The sequence below is a fragment of the Allostigmatella hybrida genome, from assembly GCF_020103775.1.
Classification (GTDB): Bacteria; Myxococcota; Myxococcia; order Myxococcales; family Myxococcaceae; genus Hyalangium; species Hyalangium aurantiaca.
The window spans coordinates 65,675-89,376 of the sequence record NZ_JAHXBH010000021.1 but is presented as its reverse complement, the minus strand read 5'-3'; the positions used below and the strand labels follow the sequence as shown (position 1 = coordinate 89,376).

Sequence of the window (23,702 nt, the reverse complement as noted above, 5' to 3'; positions counted from 1 at the left end):
GGAGAGATGAGGCCGCGTTGGGGGGGAGTGCTGCTGCTGGGGTTCCTCATTGTGGGCTGTGCAACGCCGAGAGTTGTCCGCTTGGACACAGGTGAGGGCGCGCCCATCGTCTACACTCCGCCGAAGCGGGTGGAGCCCATCGGGATTGACGCGGGCGCCTTCCAGGAGGTGATGACTCGGTTTGTGTTGGACATGCGCTTCTCCCTGCGTCCTGAGCAGGAGGAGCGCCCACGAGTCCGGTTCGCCTCATGGGCCCCCGAGCCTCGCACCCAAGGAAGAGACTATGGCGCGTGGTGCTCCCGGCAGGACAGTCCGGGCGAATGCCTCTCGCTGCTGGAGGACGGCTTCACCTTCCTGGACGCCAAGGTGCGTCGGAAGATGGCCCTGTCCTTCGCGTGGGATGGGGTGTGGGAGGAAGCGCAAGAGGCGGTGAAAGAGAGCATCAACCCGCTGGCCCTGAAGGCGATGATTACCTCGGCAATGGCTGCCTACATGATCCTCGTCGTGGCACCCGAACCCGTCACGAAGCTCGTGGCCATCGCTCTGACGACGTACGTCATCGCATACATCGGCCTGGATTTGTTCGCGAACCTCGTGGAGGGCTGGCAGCAGCTGACCATGGATTCGGAGAAGGCTGTGTCCTTCCATGAGTTGGAGGAGGCCGGGCACCGCTTCGGCAAGGTGATGGGAGCCAATGGAGCGCGAGTCCTCATCCTGGCATTGACGGCGGCGCTGGGGGGCGGGGCGGCGAACATGGCTTCGAAGGGCCCCATGCTGCCGGGTTTCGCCCGTGTGGCCCTGGCGGCGGAAACGAATGCGGGCTTCCAACTGTCTGCGGCGATGGCTGGCGGCGTTCGCTCCATCTCCGTGGCCGAGGGAGTCATGACGGTGGGACTCGCGCCCCATGCAGTCGCCATGGCAGCGCGGGGGCAGGGACGGCAGGGCGAGCCGCAGAGGGGCAACTCGACTCAGGCAACGCTCTACGAGAATCAACTGCCAGAGCAGCTGGCTGCGGAACTGGAAACTGCTCAGCGGCTCGGAGTCCGGCCCGTCAGCGTGGACTCACCTGAATTCCTGCGGTATGCGAGTGGGGAGAGAATCAAATGGGTCGTCACCGAGGAAGGCCAGCTGAGAATCATTCCACACAGATGGCAGGAGGTAGAAATCTCTCATGCCGTCGCGAGTGGAGGCCGCCCCGTGCTGGCCGCCGGTGAGGCAGAACTGTCGATCCACGGTTCCACTCGCTTCGGAATCCGGATAACACCGCGGAGCGGTCATTATCTGAACGGAGCTTCTCAATCCACGAGTGATAGGGTCCTAGAGTTCGGGCGGCGGGCGTTTGCCCAGTTCGGAATCACGTTCGTTCCGTGAGCAGGGATATGGAAACCAAGACTCCTCTTCTGCAGACCGTCCTGAAGTGGTCTCTCCCCCAGGTAAGAGCGTGGCTCGACGGGCTTTCCATCGGTGAGTCCGTGGGAGGAGAGGGCTTCAACTGGGATGGATTCGCCTTCACCGTGGCCGCCCGAGCCAGAGAAGAGCGGAGCTTGCCGTGGGCGCATGTTGCCCTGCTTGTCTATGGGGCGCTCGCGGGGCGCCCGCCCGCCGGCGATGCCCACTCCATCATGCTCTCGGCGATGAGTTTGAGGGCCTGGATGATTAAGGAATTCGGCGCCCAAGAAGGTGATGCGGTATTGGATTCTGAAGTCATCTTCTCGTGGTTTCAAGAGCTTGCCGTCATTCCTATCGAAGAGGCAGCCAAGATAGTGGCCCTCCCAGACTGGCGCACCATTCCGGCCGAGACGCTTCTCAAGCTGCGCTACATCAAGAGTGCGCTCAATACTCTGTCCTACATATCCGAAACAGGAATGCTGAGGAAGCACCCTGAGCTCAATGACTGGTTTCTGCTCAGGGGCCGTTTGCCGTGACGAGCCCCCGGCCGGTTCGGGCGGCTTCAAAAGCCGGAGGGGCGCTCTTCGGAAACCCCTGAGGCGCGCTCCAGCGCGAGGCCTACCCGGCCGAGGGTGCCCTCGTCGAAGAGCCGGCCAATGAGCGTCACGCCGTGCGGCATGCGCCGCTTGGGTGAGAAGGGGACCGCGGGCTTCTTGGGATCCGGTGCCCAGTCGCTCCGCACCCGGTCGATTTCGATGAAGCCCGTGCGCAGCGTGAGCGAGGGGTGGCCCGTGTGGTTGGTGATGGTGAGGATGTCGTCGCGCAGTGAGGGCACCAGGAGCACGTCCACCTCCGCCATCACCCGCGCCATCTCCACGGCCACCTTGCGCCGCAGCCGGTCCGCCTGGACCATGTCCACCGCTGACAGGAAGCGCGCTTGACGGAAGAGGTTGGGCCAGGCGTCCGGCAGCTGCATGGCCAGTGTGTCCACGCCGTGGCTGAGCGTCAGCTCCTCGAAGGCCGCTCCCGCCTCGGCGAAGAGGATGGCGTGGAGCGAGGTGTAGGGCCAGTCGGGCAGCTTCACCTCCACCGGCTTCAGTCCTTGCTGCTTCAGCGTTTCGAGCGCTGTCCGGTCCACGTCCGTGGCGGGGCTCTGCTCCATCCAGGCGGGCACGTAGCCCACGCGCAGCCCCTTCACGCCCGCCGTGGCGTCGAAGTCGAGCTTGCAGGGCACGCTCGCCACGTCGCCCGCGTCTGGGCCAGAGAGCGCCGCGAGCACCAGCAGCGAGTCCTCCACGCTCCGCGTCATGGGCCCCAGCTTGTCGAGGGACCAGCTCAGCGTCATGGCCCCCGTGCGCGGCACGCGCCCGTACGTGGGCCGCAGCCCGGTGATGCCACAGCGCATGGACGGGGAGATGATGCTGCCTCCCGTTTCGCTGCCCAGGGAGAATCCCACGCAGCCCGCCGCCGTGGCCGCCCCCGGGCCCGCGCTGCTGCCGGAGGAGCCCTCCTCCAGGAACCACGGGTTCTTCGTCTGGCCCCCGAACCAGATGTCATTCAGGGCCAGTGCCCCCAGGCTCAGCTTGGCCACGAGCACCGCGCCCGCCTGGTGCAGCCGTGCCACGGAGGGGGCGTCCGTGTCCGGCACCCGGTTCCGAAAGGGCTCGGCGCCATAGGTGGTGGCGATGCCCGCCGTGTCCACGAGGTCCTTCGCCCCCCAGGGGATGCCGTGCAGCGGCCCCCGGTACTTGCCTGCGGCGAGCTCCGCGTCCGCCCGGCGCGCCTGCTGGAGCGCCAACTCGGGCGTCAGCGTAATCACGCACTTGAGCTGCGGATCAAAGCGCTTCAGCCGCTCCAGGTAGATGGAGGTGAGCCGCTCAGAGCTCAGCGCCCGGGACTCAATCCAGCGCGCGAGCTTCGTCACCGGGGCGAAGGCGATGTCCTCGTCCTTGCTGGGAAGCAGCCCGGCCGCGCCCTTGCTCCGCACGAAGCGGTTGCGCGCGGGGCCCACCTTGAGGCCCGGAAGCACGGGGTTCCACACCGAGGCGGGCGCCAGCGTGGGCTCGAGCGCCACCTGGCGCGGGCCCGTGCGCCGCTCCAGGAGGGGCGCCATCGACGTGCTCCAGTTCTCCGCCGCCTGGGCGCGCTCCTTCGGGGCGTACTGGACCTGGACGAGCTTCTCCGCCTCCGCGAAGGTGGCCGCGCTCACCGCCGGGCCCGCGGAGGGCAGGGTGCCAAACGTGGGAGGCGAGCCGGGCGGTGACGCGGACGGGGTGCCCGCATCGGCGGGCGCCGCCTCCACGGCGCTGCTCGCGGAGACGGCTCCGGCGAGCCCCAGGGCGGTGTGGGTCAGGAATTCTCTGCGCGAGCGGGACATGGACGGCCCTCCAGGAAAGAGGGCCCCGAGTTTGCCACTTCCCGGGCAGGGCGGCCTGCTCAGCCCCGGCTGTCGGAGTCCCGGTCATCCCGGGGCTTGTCGTCCCTCTGCCGGCGCTCGTGGAACTTGTGCTTGAATTTCATGGCCTTCCGGTCGAAGCGCGCCAGGAAGAGGGCCAGCTGGGCCTTCTTCTGCGCCGGAAGCTCCTGCGCGAGCGCCTGGTACAGCTCCCGGTCCAGCGCGGCCAGCTGGGCCCGCGCGTCGAAGGCGCGCTGCGCCGCCTGGTCCACCTGCGACTGCGCCGCGCCGTCGCCTTTCGCCGCGCGGTGCAGCAGCTTCGCCGAGTCGCGCACCTGCTCGTGCAGGGGGCGCCGGCGCTCGTCGAACTGGCGCAGGATGCCATCCATCTTCAGGGCCTGGGCGGAGTCCAGCTCCAGCTCCGCGGAGAGCTCCACCAGTCGCGCCACGCGCAGCTGCCGCTCCATGTCCTCACGCCGGTCGCCCGGTGCCGCGAACGCCCCCAGGGGGAGCAGGGCCACCGCCAACACGGCCACTCGAATCTGTTTCATCATGGCGTCTCTCCTCATCAAGGAAGGAACAGCAAGTCGTCCGAGGCCAGGTCCACGTCGCCGTCCAGCTCTGTCCACCCGCCCTCGTCCTCGCCCCCGCTCAGCTCCAGCTCATCTTGCAGCGGATCCGCGGAGGCCCACTGCTCGAAGACCGTCTCGGTGTCCGAGGCGGCCACCCCCACGGTGGACAGCGGCCCGGCGCGGGAAGGGTCCTCTCCCGGCAGCGTCACCGTGAGCACCAGCATCACCGCGGCCGCCAGGGCCAGAAGCGCCCCGCCGTTGCGCAGCCGCACGGCCTGCTTCACCTGCTCGCGCCGCCAGCGGCTCACCACCTGCCGGGGCAGGGCTTCCTGCCGGGCCTCCTCCAGCGGGGTGGGCGGCGGCAGGGCCACCTGGCCCAGCACCCCCGTGAGCTGCCGCGCCTCCTGCTGGCAGCCCACGCACGTGGCCAGGTGGGCGTGCACCTGGGCCTGCTCCGCGGGCTCCAGCGCCCCCGAGGCGTGCAACGTCAGCAGCACTTCGTAATCCGGGCAGGGCTTCATTCGCGGTTCTCCTCAGGCGCGCCTGCCACCTCGGCCTTCAGCCGTTTGACGGCGTGGTGGAACTGCACCTTGGCATTGTTCTCCGTGATGCCGAGCGTCTCGGCGATGTCCTTGAAGGGCAGCCCGGCATCCACCCGCAGGGTGAGCACCTCGCGCTGACGGCGGGGCAGGGCGAGCACCGCGGCCTGGACGTGGCGTGCCTGCTCGGCCCGCTCCAGCGCCTCCTGGGCGGACTCGTGCGGGTCCACCGCCGCGTTCTCCACCTCCGTCAGCACGGCGGGCCGCCACCGGTTGCCCTGGCGGGCGTGGTTCTTGGCGAGGTTGAGGGCAATGCGCACCAGCCAGGCGCGGAACGGGGTGGGGCTGCTCCAATTCCAGCGGCCAAACACGCGTTTCGAGGACTCCAGCGCCCGCAGGAAGGCTTGCTGGGCCAGGTCCGCCGCGTCCTCCGGCCGGGGCGCGAAGCGCCGCACGAGCGAGAAGACGAGCTTGCGGTGGCGCTCCACCAGCGTGGCGAAGGCCGCCTCGTCGCCGTCCAGGAAGGCCTGGCACAGCGCTTCGTCCGAGGGGGCCTGGGCTGACGCCAACGTCAGCCGTGCCCGTCCGGCGGTTTCTTCGGGGTCCGAGACCGTCACGGCAAGCTGAACCCCCCGGGCGCCGAAAGGTTACAGCCCTTTTTCGCGGATTTCCGCTGCCCTGGCAGGCAAGTTGCACGGTGGCGATGGATGTGGGTACATGGAGTTGCCGGGTATTCTCGGCCGCTGACAGAATGGGCTGTTGCTTCTCGTCCGTCCGAGGGTTCCGAGACATGCCGACGGCAGACCCCACGTCCAGTGCCCGTATCAAGGGGACGGTGCTCATCTCCCGGCTCAACATGGTGCGCCAGCACGGGGGCCCCGCGCGGTTGGAGGAAGTCCTGCGGCGGTTGCCCCCCGCGGACCAGGCCGCCCTGCGCAAGATGATCCTCCCCATCAACTGGTACCCGCTGGAGCTCAACCTGCGGTTGGACGACGCCATCGCCGATGTGCTGTCGCCCGATGACCGCACGCGGGCCTTCGTGGACATGGGCCGCGCCTCGGCGGACGAGAACCTGCGCGGCGCCCAGCACGTCTTCGTCCGCCAGGGCGAGCCGCACTTCCTCTTGAGCCAGGCGCCGCAGATCTACCGCTTCTATTACGCGGTGGGCTCGCGCACCTACGAGCGCTCGGGCCCCAAGTCCGCCATCCTGCGCACCCTCGGCGCGGAGCGCGTGAGCGACGCGGACTGCCTCACCATCGTCGGCTGGCACCAGCGCGCCATCGAGCTGTCCGGGGGCCGCGCCGTGCGGGTGATCCACCCCAAGTGCGTGGCGTGGGGGGCTCCCCACTGTGAGTACCATTGTCAGTGGGAGTAGCGGCCCTGGGGGCCTATGTGGGGCCCCCCCTTGGCGGCGGCGGATTTCGGGTTAAGGTTGGGTGCCGTGCTTCCTACCAAGCAAGTCGTCGTCTCCCCGGGGTTTCAAGCGCGCCTGGCCCAGGCCATGGGCGTCAGCCGGGTGGCCCGCATCACCGGGCTGGATCGCACCGGCGTGGAAGTGGCCTGTGCCGTGCGGCCCGGGGGCCATGTGCTCCAGGTCTGCAATGGCAAGGGGCTGAGCGCCGAGGAGGCCTCGCTGGGGGCCCTGTTCGAGACCGCGGAGCTGTGGGCCGCGGAGAACGTGCCCCCGGGCCGCCTCGTCTGGGGCTCTCGCAATGAGCTGGATGGCCGGCTGGGCGCCTTCTGGAGCGCCACCGCCCTGGGCTCCGCGGGCACCCTGGTGGTCCCCCGCCTGTGGTCGGATTCCGTGCGGTGCGCGTGGCGCCAGGCCCAGGAGCTGCACTCGGGGCGCACCGTGTGGGTGCCCGCCCAGGGGGTGTACTGCCCGCCCTCGGGCGCGGTGGAGCTGGGGCCGGTGAGCGTCACGTGGACGAGCAACGGCTCGGGGGCCCACCCGGAGCCGCGCAAGGCCCAGCTCCACGCGCTGCTGGAGGCCACCGAGAGGGATCAGCTCGCGCGCGCGCTGCCCGGCGGGTGGACGGAGGAGAGCGTGCGGCGGCGGATGCTGCGCACGCCGGGGCTCGAGCAGAAGGCCCCCCACACGGCGGCCCTGGCCCAGGCCCTGCGGGAGCGGGGCTTTGGCGTGTACCTCTTCGATGCCACCCCGTACGCGCGCACGCCCGGCGCGGTGGGGCTGCCCGTGGCCGCCGCGGTGCTGGTGGACTTGGAGGAGGGGCCGGTGCCGCTCACCGCCGGGTACGCGTGCGCGCTGGGGCGGGACACCGCCCTGTTGCGCGCGCTGCTGGAGGCGGCCCAGTCCCGCCTCACGGACATTCATGGCGCGCGCGAGGATGTGGCCGCCACGGACCGCACGGCCGCGCGGGCCTTCGCGGAGGCGTGTGCCTCGGTGCGCGCCAAGCGCCAGGCCTCGGACCTGCCGGACTTCTCCCGGGACGCGGGCGCTCCCACGCGGGGGCTGCGGCGCGTGCTGGATCAACTGAGGCGCGCGGGCTTCAACCAGGTGGCCGCCGTGCCGCTCGATGCGCCCGTGCCCGGACTGCACGTCCAGCGGGTGGTGGTGCCGGGCATGCGCATCTCGGAGCTTCTATGAAACGCCGTCCAGAGGATCTCGTCGTCTTCCTCGGCCCCTCGCTGCCCGCGAGCGAGGCGCGAAAGCGGGTGCCCTGCCACGTGCTGCCCCCGGCCCGTCAGGGGGACGTGTGGCGGGCGCTCTCGCTGCGTCCCCGGGTGATTGCGCTGGTGGACGGGGTGTTCGAGGCCCAGCCCTCCGTGTGGCACCACGAGCTGCTGGCCGCGCTGGAGGCCGGGGTGGCCGTCTTCGGCGGCGCGAGCATGGGGGCCCTGCGGGCCGTGGAGCTGGCCCCGCACGGCATGGTGGGCGTGGGCCGCATCTTCGAGTGGTACCGGGACGGGGTGGTGGAGGACGACGCCGAGGTGGCGCTGCTGCACGCCGACGCGGAGCACGGCTACCGGCCCCTCACCGTGCCGCTCGTGAACGTGCGGCACGTGGCGGCCAAGGCCCGCGAGGCCAAGGTGCTCAACCTGGCGCAGGCGCGCGCGCTGGTGAAGGCCGCCGCGGGCCTCTTCTACCAGGAGCGCACCTGGAAGCGGGTGCTCAGCTCCGTGCGGCCCGCCTGGACGTCGGCCACGCGCGGCGGCTGGGAGGGGTGGTGGGCCCGGGGCGTGGAGGACCTGAAGCAGCTGGATGCGCTGGAGTGCCTCCGGGCCGCGGCGGCCTTCACCGGCATGCCCGTGCGCTCCGTGGGGCCCCGGCACCCGATGCGGCTCGCGCCCTCGTCGCTGGTGCGGCGCCGGCAGCTGGCCGATGGCGTGTCGGTGGTGAAGGGGCAGGCGGTGCCCGCCTCCCAGGTGCTGGCGGCGCTCCAGCGCGCGCCGGACAGCACGGAGCTGGCGGAGGCGGGGTTGCGCCGGGCGCTGCTGGCCGGGTGGGCCCGCTCGCTGGGCTTCACCCCCCACGAGGACGAGGTGCGGGCCGCGGAGGCCGAGTGGTGGCGCCGCCACCCGGTGCCCGCCTCGGCCCGGGCGGCCTTCCTGGTGGAGTGTGGCCTGGAGGGGCAGGGGCTGCGGCGGCTGTGCGAGGAGCGGGCCCTGGAGCGGCTGGTGCTCACCTATGCCTCGCGCCTGTTGCCGGATGGGCCCTCGTGGCAGGAGGCGCTGGCCTCCGAGGCGCGGCTGCAGGGGCGCTGGAGCCAGGCCGCGCGCGAGGTGGGGCGCCCGGGCCGCCGCCGCGCCCGGTGAGGCGCCGGGCTTCGCCCCGGCTCAGAAGATGTGGCCGAAGTCGAGGTAGAAGCCGCTCGTGGATTCGCTCAGGCCCACGCCGTAGTCGGCGCGGATGACGAACTCGCGGTTCCAGGCGATGCGCAGGCCCCCGCCGGTGGACGTCTTCAGCCCGCCGCCCTCCTGGAAGTCCAAGTCCCTCCACACGCGCCCGGAGTCCACGAAGCCCACCAGGGTGAGGCCGAACTGCTGGCCGAAGAGCCCTCCGGAGAGCGCCGTCCAGCGCAGCTCCCCGTTGAGCAGCAGCTTCGCCGGGCCCTGGAAGCGCCGCAGCAGGAGGCCGCGCGCCGAGTAGACGCCGCCCAGTCCGTCCTTGCCCTCCAGGCCGCCGAAGAAGGGCAGCAGGGTGAGCGGGACTTCGCCCCCCAGCACATCGGCGAGCACCCGCGCGCCGGCCACCAGCCGCCGGGAGCCCGGGAGCACCGGCAGGTAGAAGCGCGCGTGCAGCGTGGCGCCCCAGTAGTCGAACTGGCTGCCCAGGGGGCCCGCCCCGCCGCGCACGGACAGCTCGTGGAACATGCCCGAGCTGGGGGAGGCCTCGACGTCCCGGGTGTCGTACTGGAGACCGGCGAGCACCTCCGAGGTGCGGGCGGGGATGCTGCGGGGCACCCCATCCTCGAAGCCTTCGAGCACCCCGGCCTTCGCGTCCTCCAGGAGCTTCGAGTCCCCGCTCTGGCCCAGGTCGTCCGCGGAGTAGCGGGGCACGACGCGGTCCGGGCGGAACCGGTAGCCCAGGAAGAGGTTCCAGGAGCGCGCCACCGCCCGGCGCAGGTTGAGGCGCAGGCGCGGCAGGCTCTTCAAGTCGTAGGTGTAGTAGCGCAGGCCCCGGAAGTCCGGGTTGCCCGGGCACACGTCGGGGTTGTCCTCCAGCGCGTCCCGGTCCTCGCAGGCGGCGTACTCGCGGATGCGCTCGGAGGTGTTCCCCAGCCCGTAGTACGGGGCGAACCGGGCCCGGGTGTAGGCGGCCTCCACGCCCACCCGCCAGGGGCTGCCCAGGAAGCGGGGCGCATCGAAGATGAGCTGGTGGGAGGCCACCTGCCGCGTCGTCTGCAGAAACTGCGCGAGCAGCGAGTAGCGGAAGGGCTCGTGGGTGCCATCCGCCCGGTCCACCAGCATCACCAGGGCCCCGTACCCGAAGCCCTCGTCGGTGTTGAAGTTGAGGATGGGCAGGCCCTGCAAGTCCCAGCCGGTGCGGCGCGGGGCCGTGTCCGAGGGCTCCACGCGGGACTCGGATGTCGCCGGGGGCGTCTCCACGGGCGCGTCCGGAGGCGCCTGGCGGGCCTGGGCCGCCGGGGCGCGGAGCACCAGGCAGAGCACCAGCGCGAGCAGGAGGGGGCTTCCGGGGGCGCGGTGCGGGACTTGGAGGGGGTTCCAGCGCATGGAGGCTCGGTTGCTTGGAGAGGGCCACGCTACGACGGGGACTCCTCGGGACGCCAGGGGGGGAGGTGCGGCGCCCGAGGGGGCGTGGCTAACCTGTCAGGTAGACCGGGAACAGCGCAACCTGTGAGGGCAGGAGGAGGCTTGGACATGGACACCCCCGAGGAAACCCCCGTGGACAGCCCTGGGACGCCCCAGGCGCTCTCCCCCCGGGAGAAGGCCCTGCTCGTGCACGAGCGCCTGTGCGTCACGTACGGGTGCCCCATCGCCTTCTTCCACGAGATGGACCCGCTGAGCGAGCTGGTGTCCGCGTTGCTGTCACACCGCACGCACAACGCGGACTCGGGCCGGGCCTTCCGCCAGCTCCGGGCGCGCTTCGCCACCTGGGAGGCCGTGCGGGATGCGCCCTGTGCCGAGGTGCAGGAGGCCATCGCCCCCGTCACCTGGCCCGAGCAGAAGGCCCCGCGCCTGCAGCTCATCCTGCGGGAAATCACTGCCCGGCGGGACGGGGACATGGCGCTGGATTTCCTGGGGGAGCTGCCCGTGCCCCAGGCTCGCGCGTGGCTGGAGTGCCTGCCGGGGGTAGGGCCCAAGACGAGCGCGGCGGTGCTTCTCTTCAGCCGCCTGCGAAAGCCCGCCATGCCCGTGGACAGCCACCACTACCGCGTGGCGGTCCGCCTGGGGCTGCTCTCGCCCCGTATCCCCGTGGGCCCCTCTCACGCCCTGCTGGCCGCGCTGCTGCCCCAGGACTGGGGGGCTCAGCACGTCTATGACCACCATGAGGTGCTGATGCTGCACGGCCAGCGGTGTTGCTTTCATCAATCGCCCGCCTGTCAGCGCTGTCCCGTTTTGGATCTGTGCCCTCATGGACAAGCGCGGCTCGGACAGCGGTGAGGGACGGACAGAGCGCCGGTTCCCGGGGCAGTCCGGCTTGCATGGGAGCCTTCCGGTGATTAACCGCAGAAGGCGAGCCAACCATGAGCCGGATCTCTCAGGACGATGTGGGACGGTGTGACTTCATCGATGTGCTCGAGGAGGCCGTGACGCGGGGCCGTCCCGTGGCCGTCCAGCTCCGGGAGGGGGAGACCTTCATTGACCAGCTCCTGGATGTGCTGACCGAGAACGGGGACGAGTTCGCCGTGTTCCGGCAGCATGACCGGGTGTCGATTGGGCAGATCTCCGCCGTTTCCCGCCCGGAGCCCGTCCGCGCGCCTTGAGCCGGGCCCGGGCGGGTGTAGGGTGCGAGGCGGATGAGCATTGAACCTTCTGCCGAGGCGCCGCGCTGCCATCACGCCGACGCGCGAGAGCCCGAGGGCTACCGGGCCGCGCTCGGGGAGTCCCGCGCCCACCTGCTGCTGACGGATCCTCCGTACTGTCTGCTCACCCGGAGGCGCAAGGGCGGAGACGAGCGCGCCCCCCGGGCCCACAAGAAGATCGACCGCAACCCCATCGTCCGCTTCGAGACCGTGCGGGACTACCGCGTCTTCACCGAAGCGTGGATGACCCGGGCCGTCTCCTGGCTCACCCCCGAGGCGCGGCTGGTCATCTGGACGAACCTCCTGGGCAAGGAGCCCATCACCACCGTGGCCCGGCAGCTCGGCTACACGCACTTCCTGGGGGAGTACGTCTGGGGCAAGCGCACCACGGACAAGAACGCCAACGAGCAGCTCCTGCGCGTCTACGAGGTGGCGCTCGTCTTCTCCCGCACGCCGCTGCCCCCGCCGGGCCCGGGGGACGCTCCGGCCGTCTGGGCGGTGGTGGGGGGCTATGACGATGACGCCGAGGCCGAGCGCTGGGGCAACCATCCCCACCACAAGCCCTTCTCGGTGCTCGAGCCGCTGGTGAGGACCTACAGCCGGCCGGGGGAGACCGTGTTGGATCCGTTCGCGGGCAGCGGCTCCACGCCCGCCGCGGCGCTGCGGCTGGAGCGCCGGGCCGCGTGCATGGAGATTGAGCCCGAGTGGGCCGCGCGCGTCACGAACCGTCTGCGCGAGGGCCGCCCCGGGTAGCGCCCGTCTCCGCCAGGGCGTGCTTCACCTCCCGCAGCAGCTCGCGGGCGGCGGCGGCTGGGTCGGGCGCATCGAGCACGGCGGAGATGACCGATACGCCGCACGCCCCCGCGCGGATGAGGGGCGCCACGCGGCCGGGCCCAATGCCCCCGATGCCCACCACGGGGCCGGGGAAGGCCTGGCAGATGTGCGCGAGGGCTTCCACGCCCTGCGGCGCCCCCGCGTCCTCCTTGCTGGCGGTGGCGTAGATGGGCCCGACGCCCACGTAGTCCGCGCCCGCGGAAAACGGGAGCTCTTCCAGCGTCGCGCAGCTCGCGCCGATGAGGGCCTGAGGGCCCCAGAGCCTCCGGGCCTCGGCGGGGGGCAGGTCGCTCTGGCCCAGGTGCACGCCGTCGGCCCCGGCGGCCATCGCCAGGTCCAACCGGTCGTTGACGAAGAAGAGCGCCCCTGCCTGGCGGCACTGCTCGCGCAGGCGCCGGGCCTGGCGCAGCTGCTGGCTCAGGGGCAGGTGCTTCTCCCGGTACTGGAGGCTGCCGACGCCCGCGGCGAGCACGCGGTCCACGATGCCCTCGGGCGTGGCGCCGCTGACGATGACGTAGACGGAGAGCCGTTCCCTCAGGTCCATCGTGTCATTCGCCCGCGCGCAGCCGCGCTTGAAGCTGCCCGGCGCTCAGGTGGTAGAGCGCGTCCAGGAAGTGCATGGGCAGGGTGCCCGGGCCCTGGCCCTGCTCGGCCCCCAGCTCGCCGGCAATGCCCATGACCGCCATGGCGTGGGCGGCGGCGTGCAGCGCGGACGGGTTGCAGGCGGCGAAGGCGCCGGTGAGCGCAGAGGCCGCGCACCCCATGGCCGTCACCCGCGTCATCAGCGGGGTGCCGTTGCTCACGCGCAGCTCCTGGTCTCCCTGGAGAATCAGGTCCGTGGCCCCGCTCACGGAGACCACGCACCCATAGCGCTTGGACAGCGCCCGGGCCGTCTCATAGGCCTGCGAGGAGGTGGCCGAGCTGTCCACCCCGCGCGTCTTCTGCGCATCGGAGCCCAGGGCGATGATCTCCGAGGCGTTGCCCCGGATGATGCGCGGCGGCACGGCTTCGATGAGCTCCCGCGCCGTCTCGGTGCGCAGCCGCGAGGCGCCCACGCCCACCGGATCCAGGACAATGGGGACGTTGCGCCGGGCCGCCTCTGCCATCGCCTCGCGCATGCCCTGAATCCACGCCGGGCTGAGCGTGCCGATGTTGATGACGAGCGCCTGGGAGATGCCGACGATTTCCCGGACCTCCTCGGCCGTGTGCGCCATGACGGGCGAGGCGCCGAGGGAGAGCAGGGCGTTGGCCGTGAACTCCATGGCCACGTAGTTGGTGATGTTGTGGACCAGGGGGCTCTGCTGACGGATGGCCTGGACATCCTTCCAGATGGCATCGGCGGTCAGGGTCACGGGTGTCTCCTCCGGTTACACGCCCAGTGCGCGGTAGAAGCCCGTCTCCGCCCAGGTGGGCACGCCCGTGGGGCGGTGGCTCCACCAGTTGAGCGGGATGGTGCGCCGCTGCCGGGTGCGTCCTGGCAAACGTCCATCGGGGATTTGGTTGTTCGCGTCAAGCACCCCATGCGTGAGCGTGCCGTCGAACAGGACGAAGCGGTTGGGGCGCGGGGCCACCAGCGTCAAATCGCTCAAGTCTTTGGGGGCGAGCGAGGGGTTGTCCGGCTCGGGCGGCTGGCGGGTGAGGGCCAGCGCCCCGCCCCGGACCCGGTTGAGAAAGAACACCGAGGAGAGCCGCGGGTGCACCAGCCTCCCGGTGCTCAAGGCCAGCCGCTCGTCCCGGTCCTGGTGGAAGTCCACCCGCACATCCGTGGTGTGCATGCGCGACAGCCACCACTCCACCCCCGCGATGCGCCGCCGGCCCACCACGGCCGGGCGCAGGGCGAGAATCACTTCCTCGACGACGTTGGCCGGAGGGCCGAAGCCGTACCAGAACGTCGTCTGGTAGGTGGTGCGCAGGCGCTCGGTGCCCAGCGCCCCCACGCGCTTGAGCAGACGGCGGAAGAGGGGCCCCGGCAGGGCGCCATCGGTGAGCTGGACGAGGGAATCCACGGTGGAGGGCAGCTTCCGCTGAACGGGAAGGTAGGCGCTACCCCCTTTCGCCGGTAGGCTGCCCCCTTCGTGGCCCGTGGGCCACGCTCTTCAGCGAGGCGCGAGAAACCCCGGATGAAAGCACATCAGAAGATGCTCGTGGGCATTGCGGCCGGCACGGCGGCGGGCCTGCTGGCCAACCAGCTGGCGGGGGACACCGAGGCGCTGAAATGGGTGGTGGCCAACCTCACCATGCCCCTGGGACGCATCTTCATTCGCCTGCTGCTCATGCTGGTGGTGCCGCTGCTGTTCTCCGCGCTGGTGATGGGCGTGTGCGAGCTGGACCTGAAGCAGCTGGGCCGCCTGGGCGTCCGCACCCTCGGCTACACCGTGGTGTTCTCCGCCATCGCCGTGGCGCTGGGCCTCGTCCTCGTCAACGTCATCCGCCCGGGGGAGGGCTTCAACCTGGAGGCCCTCCAGGCCGCGGAGAAGAACCCCCTGTCCCTGAAGGCCGCGCCCCCGCCCTCCAGCGGCTCGCCGGTGGGCTTTCTCGTGGCCATGGTGCCCGACAACCCCCTGCGCGCCGCCGCGGATGGGGACATGATCGGCCTCATCGTCTTCTCGCTCCTGTTCGGCGCGGGGCTCGCGGTGACGCAGACCCCGGGCGCGCGGCGGCTGCGCGAGATGGTGCAGGGGCTCTATGACGTGATGATGCGGCTCATCGACGGGGTGCTGCGGCTGGCGCCCTTTGGCGTGGCCGCGCTGCTCTTCTCGGTGACGGCGGACCTGGGGGTGGGCATCCTCAAGAACATCGCCGCGTATGTGTTCGTGGTGGTGCTGGGGTTGGGGCTGCACCTGTTCGGCGTGTACTCGCTGGCGGTGCGCTTCCTGGGCAAGCGCAACCCGCTCACGTTCTTCCGTGACGTGCGCCTGGCCATGGTGACGGCCTTCTCCACCGCGTCCTCCAACGCCACGCTGCCCACCGCGCTCAAGGTGGCCGAGGAGAACCTCAAGCTGCCCAACCACGTGTCGCGCTTCGTGCTCACCGCCGGCTCGGCGATGAACCAGAACGGCACCGCGCTCTTCGAGGGCATCACCGTGCTCTTCATCGCCCAGGTGTACGGGGTGCCCCTGAGCCTGAGCGACCAGATGGTCATCATGTTCATCTGCGTGCTGGCGGGCATTGGCACCGCGGGCGTCCCGGCCGGCTCCCTGCCCGTCATCATGATGATCCTCGGGATGTTCAAGATTCCCGTGGAGGGCATTGGCCTCATCCTCGGCGTGGACCGCTTCCTGGACATGTGCCGCACCACGCTCAACGTCACCGGGGATCTGGCCGCCGCGGTGTACGTTGCCCGGGGCGAGTCCGCCTCGGAGCCTCCGCCCGGCGAGCCTGCTCAGCAGCCCGGGTAACAGGGAGAGTGTCCGCTGTTCGCCCCTTTGGGGCTTGAGGCTCGTGCGCGCCGGGGGCGGCTGATAAGAGCCCTCCCGCGCAGGCCCACTCGCAGTCCAGGACCGGGGAGCCCCATGAAAGTTGGCAAGGATCGAATCGTTGCCTTGGAATACAAGCTGCACCTCGGAGACGGGGAAGTCATTGACGAGAGCGAGCCCGGCCAGCCGCTCTCGTATCTGCACGGCGGCGGACAGATTGTTCCCGGCCTGGAGGGTGCCCTGGAGGGCATGGGCGTCGGAGATGCCAAGAAGGTCGTCGTGAGCCCCGCGGAGGGCTATGGCGAGCACGAGAGTGCCGGGCTCCAGGAAGTGCCCCGCTCCATGTTCCCCCCCGATGCCGAGCTGCGCCCGGGCGTGCGCCTGGCGGCCCAGACGGACGGGGGCGAGGTCATCCCCATCGGCATCCGCGAGGTGAAGGGCGAGACGGTGCTGGTGGACCTCAACCACCCGCTGGCGGGAAAGACGCTGCACTTCGATGTCACCGTGCGGGATGTCCGCGCGGCCACCGAGGAGGAGCTCTCCCACGGCCACGCGCACGGCCCGGACGGGCACGAGCACTGAGTGTCCCGGGGGGGCCAGGGCCCTCGTTCTGAGGGAGCCCTTGCACTATCGTTGCGGCCCCCATGAGCCACCCCGCCTCGACGCCGTCCGCTCCCCCCGAGTCCCTTCCTCCCGCCCCAGCGGCCTCGCCGGGCGCGGGACAGGACCCCGAGCGGTACTGGCTGGAGCATGTCTACAAAGGAGGCTCGCGCCAGCTCACCGTGCGCGCCGTCATCGCCGGCATGCTCATCGGCATGGTGATGTGTCTGTCCAACCTGTACGTCATCCTCAAGACGGGTTGGAGCATGGGCGTCACCATCACCGCCTGCATCCTGGCGTTCGCCGTCTTCAGCGGGCTCAAGGGCCTGGGCCTGTTCAAGAAGGAGTTCTCCCCGCTGGAGAACAACGCCATGGGCTCGGTGGCCTCCGCCGCGGGCTACATGACGGGGGGCGGCAACATGGCCGCCGTGCCCGCGCTGCTCCTGCTCACCGGCACGCTGCCCAGCGCGGGGTGGCTGGTGGTGTGGTTCGCCGTCATCTCCGCGCTGGGCGTCTTCGCCGCCATCCCCATCAAGCGCCAGCTCGTCAACATCGAGGCGCTGCCGTTCCCCACCGGCACGGCCACCGCGGAGACCATCAACGCGCTCCACGGGCACGGGCAGGAGGCGCGCAGCAAGGCGTGGCTCTTGGGCGGGGCGGGGCTCCTGGGGGCCTTCGTGGCGATGCTGCGCGAGCTGCGCAGCGTGTGGCTGAGTACCCATGCGCCCTCGTGGCTGCAGCCGCCGCTGATTCCCTCCAAGCTGAGCGTGCCGTTCCTGTCCATCCGGGGCCGGCCCGCCGGGGACTGGGGGCTGTCCTTTGATTTGAGCCTGCTGCTCATTGGCGCCGGGGCGCTGATGAGCTGGAAGACGGGTTGGTCCCTGTTGCTGGGGGCCATTCTCACCTATGGCTTCCTGGCGCCCGCGATGGTGGACCAGGGCTACATCGCCGAGGTGAGCTTCAAGGCCATCAACACGTGGACGCTCTGGACGGGCGCGGCCCTGCTCGTGTCCTCCGGGGTGCTGTCCTTCGCATTCCAGTGGCGCAGCGTGGCGCGCTCCTTCAAGGCCCTGTCCGGGCTGTTCGGCAAGAAGGACGAGGGCGCGGCGGCGGATCCGCTGGCGGGGATTGAGTGTCCGCCCGCATGGTTCCCCCTGGGCTTCGCCGTGCTGGGGCCCGTGGCCGTGGGGCTGATGGCGTACCTGTTCCAGATTCCCGTATGGGCCGGCGTGCTGGCGCTTCCGCTGGCGGTGGTGATGGGCGTGATTGCCGCGCGGGTGACGGGCGAGACGGACACCACGCCCACCAAGGCCCTGGGGCCGGTGACGCAGCTCGTTTACGGAGGCCTGGCGCCGGGCAATGTCGCGGCCAACGTGATGAGCGCCAACGCCACGGGTGGGGTGGGGCTGCATGCGGCGGACTTGCTGACGGACCTCAAGTCCGGGTGGCTGCTGGGGGCCAATCCCCGGCAGCAGTTCATCGGCCAGCTGTTCGGCGTGGTGGCGGGGGCCGCCATCGTGGTGCCGGTGTTCAATTTGCTGGTGCCGGATGCCTCGGTGCTGGGCTCGGAGGACTTCCCGGCGCCTGGCGTGCTGGTGTGGGCGGGCGTGTCGAAGATGCTGTCGGTGGGGTTGCAGGCGCTGCACCCGAGCGCCCGCGTGGGGGCGCTGTGCGGCGCGTTGCTGGGGGTGGCGCTGGTGCTGCTGGACCGGTGGGCGCCCAAGGCGGCCAAGCCCTACATTCCTTCGCCGTCTGGGTTTGGGCTGGCCATCGTGCTGCCGGGCTCCAGCTCCATCAGCTTCTTCATCGGTGCGGCGATTGCCGAGGTGCTGCGGCGGCGCAAGCCGAAGCTGGCCGAGGCGGCGGTGATGCCCGTGGGCTCGGGCTTCATCGCGGGCGAGAGCTTGATGGGCATCGCGCTCGTGATGCTCAAGGCTTTCAAGTACATGCCCAAGTAGCTGCGCAGGCGCGATGCGCCGCGAACCCGGTGTAAGAACAAGACTTACTCTCCCGTTCGTTCAGCGCTTGCGTCTATACTGTGGGTGCGTACCTCTTCCACAGACGAGGATCCATGCCTCCAGCCGCCCGTATCACCGACATGCATACGTGCCCTGCTGTGGAACCAGGCCCCGTGCCGCACGTCGGAGGCCCGGTCATCGTCGGTGAGCCGACGGTCATCATTGGAGGGCAGCCGGCGGCACGGGTAGGCGATTCGCTCGTCTGCATCGGGCCGCCCGATTCGATCTCCAAGGGAGAGGCCACGGTCATCATCGGGGGAAAGCAGGCCGCGCGCCTGGGGGACTCCACCTCACATGGAGGCGTCATCGTGACGGGATGCCCCACCGTCCTCATCGGCTCGGTGACCCAGGGCTTCTGCTTGGCCTGCGCCGCCAAGGCGGCGGCGGCCTTCGTGGAGAAGGCCAAGGCGTAAGCCCCAGGGGCTGGCGATCAGGCCGTGGGGTAGGTCTGCCGGATGCTGGGGCACTCCGAGAGGATGCGCTGGAACTCCATCAGCTTCGGGTGCTGGGCCACCGGGTAGCGGTTGCGGAACACCATGAAGTCCAGCGTGGTGAGCAATGCCAGCTCCGCCATGCCCAGCCGCGGCTTCTCGAAGAACGAGGCCCCGTATGAAGAACACGCTCCATGCTCTCGGAATTGGGCTGGCTGCTCTCTTGGGAGGTCCCGCGTCAGGTTGTGCATCAGGGGCAAACTACTCGGCGAACGGCTCAATTTACCTGGCGCAATCGCTCAATATCGATTGTCGTCCCGGTGACTCCTCGATGGTTTGCTGCATCAAGAAGTTCCCCCGCACCGCCATGGAGAGCTGTGGGGCCGCCGCAGCGGAGGTGGCCGCAGTCCTCAATGGAGTCAAAGTTCTCAACGAGGCTTCACAGGCAGAAGGCGAGGAGCCCGAAGAGAAGGACGATTTTGCCAACAACGCTAATCTTCCTGAATGGAAGCAGCGATGTATCAAGAACTACTATGCATGTAAGCAGGAACCAGACTGGGCTGGCCCCTGTTATGACTGCCTGCGGCGCTGCGAAGGGCAGCAAGAGTGGCCGTTTGCCATGTGCGGACCCAACAAGCGCAAGTCCAAGAGGTGAGAAAGTGGAGGATGTGGATGCTGATCTGGATGCCGTCTGGAATCAGCTGTGGGAACTGGAGAACCGGGTGCAAAGGGGCGAAGCCCTGAACCTCACCCCTGAAGTGCGGGCCTTGCTGCAGAAGGCGGCTCCAACGGTTGCCATCAGCAGGGGCGAGTCAGAAGCCGCCCTCGCCAGCATGGAAGGCGCTACGGCACTGCTTCTGAAGATTCGGGCACGCATCCGTGAGGGCTCACATCGGTTGAGCGATGCCTTGCACCGCATGTACCGGCTGCGAGACTCAGGCAGTCTCGATGCGGCGCGCCAGCTGATAAGAGACTTGCTTGCCGTTGAGGTGGTGCCGCTCTACCGGGATATTGCGGAAGGGCAACTGGAACAGCTCGACGAGCCGTCATAGGCCGGAGCCAAGCTGTTCCTCGACGGCTTTGTTCTCAGGCCGTGGGGTAGGTCTGCCGGATGCTGGGGCGCTCCGAGAGGATGCGCTGGAACTCCACCAGCTTCGGGTGCTGGGCCACCGGGTAGCGGTTGCGGAACACCATGAAGTCCAGCGTGGTGAGCAGCGCCAACTCCGCCATGCCTAGCCGCGGCTTCTCGAAGAACGAGGCCCCGTGCAACTGCGACTCCGCCCAGGTCATCACCGAGGCAACACGCTGGCTCTGCTTGGTGAGGTAGGGCGCTGCTTGAATGCTCAGCCCCTCCTTCTCCAGGTAGAACAGGTGGATGCTGGCCTCCAGCGCGCCGTCGATGGCTTCAATCGCGTTGCGCTCCTTCCATGCCTCCTCCGGCGTGGGGAGCTGGAACGGTCCCGTTCCGTGCTGGGCGAAGAGGTCGTCGATGATGTTGCGCGAATCCCAGAGCACCCGCTTCGTGCCGTTCTCCGTGAAGACGGCCGTGGGCCACTTCCACAGGGGCGTATGCTGGCGCAGCTCGGCGTCGCCTTCTGGCGCCGCCGTGGTGATGAACTCGAAGGACTGGCCAAGCTCCAGGGCGACGATGCGCACCCGGCGGACGAATGGAGAGGTGAGGGTTCCGTAGAGTTTCATGCCGCCCACTCTACTGCCTCGCGGGCCCCGGCCGCATGGGCTGTCTTTCCGAGGAGGCCCCGTTGCGGAAGGCCAGGCCCACCGCCGGGTAGAACGTCGCCCCGCCCAGGTTGCGCTTCGCCCCGAAGAGCTGCGGCTCGCAGAAGGTGTAGCCCCCCGTCAGCTCCGCGTACAGGTGGACATATTTGTAGCCCAAAGAAAGGCCCAGCGTGGACCCGGCGAAATGGCTGTTCACCCGGGCGGGCAGCGAGGCATCAAAGCCTGTCACCGGCTTGCCCTGCTCCGCGTAGTTGATGAGCGCCTGGTCCAGCGTCGTCCGGCTGAAGATGTACTTGGGCGCCGCGTACAGCTTGAAGATGTCGCCCACGTCCCAGCTGATGTAGAGCGGCACCTCCACGTCGTACCGTGAGAAGTCTTTGATTTCGACGACCTTCAGCGCATCCAGCGCCGGGCTCTTGAAGATGTGGCGCGACCCGCCGAGGCCGATCGCCATGTCGAAGGAGCGGCGCGTGTGCTCGGACGTTCCCTCTGGGCTGCCGCTGTGGAGGAAGCGGTACTTGGCATCCAGCCGCAGCGAAATCCCACTGTAGCGCAGGCCCAGGTCCAGGTTCTCCACCACGCCCGCGCGGATCATCAGCTCGTTGACGATGCCCGGTGGCGCCACCGCGAGCGCGGTGCCTGCCGTGAGCAGCCGCTGCTGGTCCGCCTCCGAGAGGTTGACGGACTCTCCGTCCTCGATGTCCTCCTTGAGCTGCTTTCCCTGGTCGATGCCAAGGTCCACCACGTCGAGCAGGTTGCCCACTGGCAGGAAGGCCCCGGCCCCGAGGGACACTTGCACCTGCCCGGGCGCCAGCGGCCGTGCCGTCTGCAGGGTGGAGAGGTTGGAGGCGCAGCCCGCCCCGAGGAGCGGCACGAGCAACAGGGAAAGAAATCGCATGGGTCGGCAGGTTACGTGGCCCTGGCCTCTCCACCCAAGGGGCGCCGCGGCGGCGGCGTGTTGAAATCGAGCAGCGGCCCGAGTGGGACGATTCCAGACGGGTTGATCTGGGCATGGCTCTGGTAATAGTGCCGCTTGATGTGCTCGAAGTTCACCGTCTCCCGGATCCCCGGCAGTTGGTAGAGCTCGCGCGTGTAGGCCCAGAGGTTGGGGGAGTCGGTCAGCCGCCGCAGGTTGCACTTGAAGTGGCCCACATAAACGCTGTCGAACCGGAGCAGGGTCGTGAACAGCCGCCAGTCCGCCTCCGTGAGCTGCTCTCCGCAGAGGTAGCGCTGCTGGCCCAGCCGGGCCTCGAGCCAGTCCAGGCTCTCGAAGAGGGGGCGCACCGCGTCCTCGTACGCCTGCTGCGTGGTGGCGAAGCCCGCCTTGTACACGCCGTTGTTGACCGTGTCGTAGACGCGCGCATTGACGGCGTCGATCTCCCCGCGCAGCGCCTCCGGGTAGTAGTCCCCGGGCCGCGCCCCCACCGCGTCGAAGGCGCTGTTGAACATGCGCAGGATGTCCGCGGACTCGTTGCTGACAATCCGGTTGCGCTTCTTGTCCCAGAGCAGGGGGATGGTCACCCGGCCGGTGTATTCGGGCTCCGAGCGCACATACAGCTCGTAGAGGTAGCGCACCCCGAAGAGCGGATCCGGCACGACGCCTTCCCCGGGCTCGAACGTCCAGCCGTGCTCCGCCATCTTCCAGTGCGTCACCGAGACGCTCACCGCGTCTTCGAGCCCCTTGAGGCTGCGAAGAATCATGGTCCGGTGGGCCCACGGGCAGGCCCGGGCGATGTAGAGGTGGTAGCGGCCCGGCTCGGCCTGGAAGCCGCCCTCGCCGGTGGGCCCGGGCGCGCCATCCGCGGTCACCCAGTTGCGCAGGCGGCTCGCTTCGCGCTCGAACCGGCCTCCGGTCTTCCCGGTGTCGTACCACTGATCCTTCCACTCCCCTTTGACCAGAAGTCCCACGGCTGTGCCTCCTGTGTGCGGACGCCGGTGCCAGGGTACGGCCCGGCCCGTGCTCCTGGCACCTCGGGGAAACAGGGTTCGGGTAGCATGGTTCCCTGAATGACAACGCCCCTGCACGTGGTCCGCTCCCCCCTCTGGTGGTCCTCTCTCTGGCTGTGTGGCCTGGCCTGTGGCGGCGGCGGCGGCGGCGAGGAGACGAAGGACACCCTGGCCCCGGTGAACGTCCGCGTGACGGGCGGCGTGGCGGCCGGGGAGACCGTCACCGGACGGCGGCCGTTGCAGGCCACCGCCGAGGATGACTCGGGCAAGCTGTCCAAGGTGGAGTTCTATGTCTCCGGCACGCTGGCGTGCACGGATGGCACGGACCGCAACTCCGGGGAGCCGTTCTCCTGCGGCTGGGACCCTGGCGCCACCCCCCAGGGGCGCCACACGCTCTCGGCCCGCGCGTATGACGCGGCGGGGAATGCCTCGGACTCCGAGCCCTTGACGTTCACCGTCCCCGCGCCCAACCGGGCCCCCTCGCTCACCGGGGTGACGGCCTCGCCGCCCACCGTGGAGGAGGGCTCGGCGGCCACCCTCCAGGTCTCCGCCAGCGATCCGGATGGAGATGCGCTGAGCTATTCCTGGACGCAGAGCCCGCTCGTGCCCGCGGGCACCTTCGCCGGGAGCGGGGGCACCTGGACGTGGACCGCGCCCCTGCTGTCGCGCGACACGGCCTTCACGCTGAAGCTGACGGTCAGCGATGGCCGGGGCGGCTCGGTCCAGTCCACGGTGCCGGTGAAGGCGGTGAATGTGCCGGCGCTCAACCGTCCGCCGTTCGTGGACGAGGCCATCATCGCCCCCACCGCGCCGGTCGTGGCCGGAGATCCGGTGCTGCTCTCCATTGGCGCGAGCGACCTGGACAAGGATGCGCTCACCTACGCGTGGACGACAGTGCCCCCCGGAGCGGGCACCTTCACGCAGACGGAGCCCTCGTCCGTGCAGTGGCGCTCTCCGGACCTCACCTCCAACACGCGCTACACCTTCCAAGTGACCGTGTCCGATGGCACGGCCTCCGTGACACGCTCGGTGGATGTGCAGGTGCGGATTCCCTCGTATGCCCAGGACATCGAGCCCCTGTGGACCCCCACCTGCACCACCTGCCACAGCGACGGCTCCCCCGGGGGGCTGAACCTGCAAGCGGGCAAGTCCTACGCCTCGCTCGTCAACACGTCCGGCCGGGGCAGCTGCAGCGCGCTCAAGCGTGTCGAGCCGGGGCTGCCCGATGACTCCTTGCTGGTGCTGAAGATCAGCGGGGACAGCTGTGGCGGCCGGATGCCGCAGTTGGATCCCGAGTACTTCGACAAGAACCCCGGCGAGCTCACGCGGATCCGCTCCTGGATTCTCCTGGGCGCGCCCAACAACTGACGGGGAC

The 23,702-nt window shown here is 69.7% G+C and carries 27 protein-coding genes; 15 read left to right on the top strand and 12 right to left on the bottom strand.

Translation table 11 applies throughout. The annotated features are described in order from the left end of the window. Positions 1-6: 6 nt before the first annotated feature. Together sitA5 and KY661_RS26355 are read left to right on the top strand one after the other, a co-directional pair. Positions 7-1,371, top strand: a complete 1,365-nt coding sequence (gene sitA5, locus KY661_RS26360; protein ID WP_450097580.1) for a SitA5 family polymorphic toxin — start codon at positions 7-9, stop codon at positions 1,369-1,371. An 8-nt stretch (positions 1,372-1,379) separates the two neighbouring features. Further along, positions 1,380-1,925, top strand: a complete 546-nt coding sequence (locus KY661_RS26355; RefSeq protein WP_225412849.1) for a hypothetical protein — start codon at positions 1,380-1,382, stop codon at positions 1,923-1,925. 26 nt (positions 1,926-1,951) lie between these two features. Here KY661_RS26355 and KY661_RS26350 read toward each other — a convergent pair whose 3' ends face one another. Genes KY661_RS26350 through KY661_RS26335 form a run of 4 tightly spaced genes read right to left on the bottom strand, consistent with a single transcriptional unit; the run spans position 1,952 to position 5,512 of the window. Next, entirely contained in the window at positions 1,952-3,766 is a 1,815-nt protein-coding gene (locus KY661_RS26350; RefSeq protein ID WP_225412848.1) for an amidase, read from the bottom strand. A gap of 59 nt (positions 3,767-3,825) precedes the next feature. Further along, complete coding sequence (locus tag KY661_RS26345; protein WP_398577242.1) at positions 3,826-4,335, bottom strand: hypothetical protein; 510 nt, start codon at positions 4,333-4,335, stop codon at positions 3,826-3,828. Positions 4,336-4,352: 17 nt separating this feature from the next. Further along, a complete protein-coding gene (locus tag KY661_RS26340) occupies positions 4,353-4,877 on the bottom strand; it encodes an anti-sigma factor family protein (protein ID WP_225412846.1) in 525 nt (174 codons plus the stop codon). Beyond that, positions 4,874-5,512, bottom strand: coding sequence for an RNA polymerase sigma factor (locus KY661_RS26335; protein ID WP_225412845.1), 639 nt, complete (start codon positions 5,510-5,512; stop codon positions 4,874-4,876). Before KY661_RS26335 ends, KY661_RS26340 begins: the two co-directional genes overlap by 4 nt. A 173-nt stretch (positions 5,513-5,685) precedes the next feature. Between KY661_RS26335 and KY661_RS26330 the strand changes: the two genes are divergently transcribed. From KY661_RS26330 to KY661_RS26320, 3 genes are all read left to right on the top strand, one after another. Beyond that, complete coding sequence (locus KY661_RS26330; RefSeq protein WP_225412844.1) at positions 5,686-6,270, top strand: TIGR02265 family protein; 585 nt, start codon at positions 5,686-5,688, stop codon at positions 6,268-6,270. Positions 6,271-6,396: 126 nt separating this feature from the next. Then, positions 6,397-7,503: a YcaO-like family protein gene (locus KY661_RS26325; protein ID WP_398577244.1), complete on the top strand. Its 1,107-nt coding sequence runs from the start codon at positions 6,397-6,399 to the stop codon at positions 7,501-7,503. Continuing rightward, a complete protein-coding gene (locus KY661_RS26320) occupies positions 7,500-8,672 on the top strand; it encodes a TfuA-like protein (protein ID WP_075004909.1) in 1,173 nt (390 codons plus the stop codon). The genes KY661_RS26325 and KY661_RS26320 overlap by 4 nt, the downstream gene beginning before the upstream one ends. Positions 8,673-8,693: 21 nt before the next feature. On the opposite strand, the gene omp85 is transcribed toward KY661_RS26320, so the two are convergent. After that, positions 8,694-10,091: an Omp85 family outer membrane protein gene (omp85, locus tag KY661_RS26315; RefSeq protein ID WP_225412842.1), complete on the bottom strand. Its 1,398-nt coding sequence runs from the start codon at positions 10,089-10,091 to the stop codon at positions 8,694-8,696. A gap of 147 nt (positions 10,092-10,238) precedes the next feature. Here omp85 and KY661_RS26310 point away from each other — a divergent pair, with 147 nt between their 5' ends. From KY661_RS26310 to KY661_RS26300, 3 genes are all read left to right on the top strand, one after another. Continuing rightward, on the top strand, positions 10,239-10,982 hold the full coding sequence (locus KY661_RS26310; RefSeq protein ID WP_225412841.1) for an endonuclease III domain-containing protein: 744 nt from the start codon (positions 10,239-10,241) through the stop codon (positions 10,980-10,982). Positions 10,983-11,065: 83 nt separating this feature from the next. Next, positions 11,066-11,305, top strand: coding sequence for a hypothetical protein (locus tag KY661_RS26305; protein ID WP_075004912.1), 240 nt, complete (start codon positions 11,066-11,068; stop codon positions 11,303-11,305). 33 nt (positions 11,306-11,338) lie between these two features. Beyond that, positions 11,339-12,097 carry a DNA-methyltransferase gene (locus tag KY661_RS26300; protein WP_225412840.1) on the top strand — a complete coding sequence of 253 codons (759 nt, stop codon included), beginning with the start codon at positions 11,339-11,341 and terminating at the stop codon, positions 12,095-12,097. Here KY661_RS26300 and thiE read toward each other — a convergent pair. Genes thiE through KY661_RS26285 form a run of 3 tightly spaced genes read right to left on the bottom strand, consistent with a single transcriptional unit; the run spans position 12,063 to position 14,184 of the window. After that, on the bottom strand, positions 12,063-12,722 hold the full coding sequence (gene thiE, locus KY661_RS26295) for a thiamine phosphate synthase (protein ID WP_225412839.1): 660 nt from the start codon (positions 12,720-12,722) through the stop codon (positions 12,063-12,065). The two genes, KY661_RS26300 and thiE, sit on opposite strands and share 35 nt — an antisense overlap. Before the next feature lie 4 nt (positions 12,723-12,726). Then, on the bottom strand, positions 12,727-13,530 hold the full coding sequence (thiM, locus tag KY661_RS26290; protein WP_225412838.1) for a hydroxyethylthiazole kinase: 804 nt from the start codon (positions 13,528-13,530) through the stop codon (positions 12,727-12,729). A gap of 15 nt (positions 13,531-13,545) precedes the next feature. Beyond that, the gene (locus KY661_RS26285) at positions 13,546-14,184 is read right to left on the bottom strand and encodes a hypothetical protein (protein ID WP_225412837.1); all 639 of its coding nucleotides are present in this window, start codon (positions 14,182-14,184) and stop codon (positions 13,546-13,548) included. 114 nt (positions 14,185-14,298) lie between these two features. Here KY661_RS26285 and KY661_RS26280 point away from each other — a divergent pair, with 114 nt between their 5' ends. The 4 genes from KY661_RS26280 to KY661_RS26265 all read left to right on the top strand — a co-directional run bounded on the left by KY661_RS26280 (position 14,299) and on the right by KY661_RS26265 (position 18,625). Then, a complete protein-coding gene (locus tag KY661_RS26280; RefSeq protein ID WP_225412836.1) occupies positions 14,299-15,576 on the top strand; it encodes a dicarboxylate/amino acid:cation symporter in 1,278 nt (425 codons plus the stop codon). A 114-nt stretch (positions 15,577-15,690) separates the two neighbouring features. Beyond that, positions 15,691-16,176, top strand: coding sequence for an FKBP-type peptidyl-prolyl cis-trans isomerase (locus KY661_RS26275; protein ID WP_075004918.1), 486 nt, complete (start codon positions 15,691-15,693; stop codon positions 16,174-16,176). A 62-nt stretch (positions 16,177-16,238) separates the two neighbouring features. Further along, a complete protein-coding gene (locus KY661_RS26270) occupies positions 16,239-18,152 on the top strand; it encodes an OPT family oligopeptide transporter (protein WP_225412835.1) in 1,914 nt (637 codons plus the stop codon). A gap of 173 nt (positions 18,153-18,325) precedes the next feature. Beyond that, a complete protein-coding gene (locus KY661_RS26265) occupies positions 18,326-18,625 on the top strand; it encodes a PAAR domain-containing protein (protein ID WP_317987302.1) in 300 nt (99 codons plus the stop codon). A gap of 17 nt (positions 18,626-18,642) precedes the next feature. On the opposite strand, the gene KY661_RS26260 is transcribed toward KY661_RS26265, so the two are convergent. Next, positions 18,643-18,786 (bottom strand): hypothetical protein, encoded by a 144-nt coding sequence (locus tag KY661_RS26260; protein ID WP_225412833.1) that lies wholly within the window; start codon positions 18,784-18,786, stop codon positions 18,643-18,645. A gap of 35 nt (positions 18,787-18,821) precedes the next feature. On the opposite strand from KY661_RS26260, the gene KY661_RS26255 reads away from it, so the two are divergent. After that, positions 18,822-19,298 carry a hypothetical protein gene (locus KY661_RS26255; protein ID WP_225412832.1) on the top strand — a complete coding sequence of 159 codons (477 nt, stop codon included), beginning with the start codon at positions 18,822-18,824 and terminating at the stop codon, positions 19,296-19,298. Between the two features lie 4 nt (positions 19,299-19,302). Beyond that, positions 19,303-19,695, top strand: a complete 393-nt coding sequence (locus KY661_RS26250; RefSeq protein ID WP_225412831.1) for a DUSAM domain-containing protein — start codon at positions 19,303-19,305, stop codon at positions 19,693-19,695. A gap of 34 nt (positions 19,696-19,729) precedes the next feature. On the opposite strand, the gene KY661_RS26245 is transcribed toward KY661_RS26250, so the two are convergent. The 3 genes from KY661_RS26245 to KY661_RS26235 are packed head-to-tail and all read right to left on the bottom strand — an operon-like array spanning position 19,730 to position 22,288. Continuing rightward, the gene (locus KY661_RS26245; RefSeq protein ID WP_225412830.1) at positions 19,730-20,341 is read right to left on the bottom strand and encodes a glutathione S-transferase family protein; all 612 of its coding nucleotides are present in this window, start codon (positions 20,339-20,341) and stop codon (positions 19,730-19,732) included. A 10-nt stretch (positions 20,342-20,351) separates the two neighbouring features. Then, entirely contained in the window at positions 20,352-21,278 is a 927-nt protein-coding gene (locus KY661_RS26240; protein ID WP_225412829.1) for a hypothetical protein, read from the bottom strand. An 11-nt stretch (positions 21,279-21,289) separates the two neighbouring features. Continuing rightward, positions 21,290-22,288 (bottom strand): glutathione S-transferase family protein, encoded by a 999-nt coding sequence (locus KY661_RS26235; protein WP_225412828.1) that lies wholly within the window; start codon positions 22,286-22,288, stop codon positions 21,290-21,292. A 99-nt stretch (positions 22,289-22,387) separates the two neighbouring features. Here KY661_RS26235 and KY661_RS26230 point away from each other — a divergent pair, with 99 nt between their 5' ends. Continuing rightward, positions 22,388-23,695, top strand: a complete 1,308-nt coding sequence (locus KY661_RS26230) for an Ig-like domain-containing protein (RefSeq protein ID WP_225412827.1) — start codon at positions 22,388-22,390, stop codon at positions 23,693-23,695. The last annotated feature ends 7 nt before the right edge of the window (positions 23,696-23,702 follow it).